Annotated in this window: 1 protein-coding gene and 1 pseudogene (1 of these 2 only partly in view); both read right to left on the bottom strand. The window is 68.3% G+C overall.

All coding sequences use genetic code 11. The annotated features are described in order from the left end of the window. Window positions 1-166: pseudogene (locus A2X88_05770) on the bottom strand (aldehyde:ferredoxin oxidoreductase) (it extends 1,528 nt beyond the left edge of the window). Window position 167: 1 nt separating this feature from the next. Beyond that, the gene (locus A2X88_05765) at window positions 168-1,079 is read right to left on the bottom strand and encodes a sugar kinase (protein OGP33755.1); all 912 of its coding nucleotides are present in this window, start codon (window positions 1,077-1,079) and stop codon (window positions 168-170) included. Between the last annotated feature and the right edge of the window lie 235 nt (window positions 1,080-1,314).

Below are 1,314 nucleotides of genomic sequence, written 5' to 3'. Positions count from 1 at the left end.
GCATCTCCGGGTCGAACGGGTCGAGCCGGTATGCCTCCCGGAGCAGCCGGACCCCGAGCCCCCTCCCCCCGAGGTAGCGGCGCTGAAGGTCCGGCGGTATCGCTTCCTTCCGGATCTCCCCCGCTGACAGGTCAACGTGCAGGAGCGCCCCGTGCCAGCCGTTCATCTCAAACCCGGAATTCGGTGAGCGACCGGAAGGCCCCCAGGCGCGCTTCGATCTCCTCCAGCGTCAGGGTCTCCAGCCGGCGGGTGCTGAATGCCTCCACGGCGTACGAGGCGATCGCGCTCCCGTACATCGTGGCCAGCCGGTAGTCCATCTCCGTAAGCGTCGATCCGTCCCGGGAGGCCAGGTATCCCATGAAACCGCCGGCGAAGCTGTCGCCCGCCCCGGTGGGGTCGAAGATCGTCTCGAGAGGATAGGCGGGGGCGGCGAAGATCGTCCCGTCGGACAGGTGGAGCACCCCGTACTCTCCCCGCTTGATCACCACCCGCTTCGGACCCCATCCCATGACGGCATGCGCCGCCTTGACCAGGTTGTACTCGCCGGTCAGCATCCGGGCCTCCCCCTCGTTCACCAGGAGGATGTCCGCCTTCCCGATCACCTCGCGCAGCGGTCCCGGGCTGTTCTCGATCCAGTAGTTCATCGTGTCCAGGGCGACCAGCTTCGGCCGCCGCATCTGGCGCAGGATCTCCATCTGCAGCCCCGGGTCGATGTTTCCGAGGAACAGGTAGGGGGTGTCCCGGTACTCCTCCGGGAGGACGGGGGCGAAATCCCGGAAGACGTTCAGGTCGGTCCGCTCCGTGTGTGCGGTGTTCAGGTCGTACTCGTAGTATCCCTTCCAGTGGAAGGTCTTCCCCTCCACGACCGAAAGCCCCCGCGTGTCGATGGAGCGGGAAGAGAGCATCCGGATCACCTCGGCCGGAAAGTCGGTCCCGACGACCGAGACGAGACGGACCGGCGCGAGGCAGCTGGCCGCGAGGGAAAAGTAGGTGGCCGATCCCCCGATCACCCGGTCCACCTCCCCGAAGGGGGACCGGATGCTGTCGAACGCCATCGACCCGACGACCAGCAGGCTCATGAGCCGGCTCCTTTCCGCGCGCCCGATATCCGGCCCATGATACCCCATTCCGGCCGGAGCCGACAGGCGCCCCCGCGACGGGGCGCCATGGGCGGAGCCAGCCGAAGGAGGGGGGATGAGCGGAGATAAAAGGATTTTCCGACAGCGGAGGGCACTCGGAGCGAAGCCCCCTTCCGAGGCGGCGCAGCCGATCCCCGGCGCCCCCGCGACGGGGCGCGCCGCGGGCGCAGCAAGC

Source organism: Deltaproteobacteria bacterium GWC2_65_14 (genome assembly GCA_001797615.1).
In the GTDB taxonomy this organism is placed as follows: Bacteria; Desulfobacterota; Deferrimicrobia; order Deferrimicrobiales; family Deferrimicrobiaceae; genus GWC2-65-14.
The sequence above is the reverse complement of the archived record's forward strand: the minus strand, read 5'-3'. Positions and strand labels throughout refer to the sequence as shown.

Excerpts from the sequence above, each read along its gene's own strand:
- A2X88_05765 (OGP33755.1), bottom strand. The coding sequence starts at position 1,079 with ATGAGCCTGCTGGTCGTCGGGTCGATGGCGTTCGACAGCATCCGGTCC.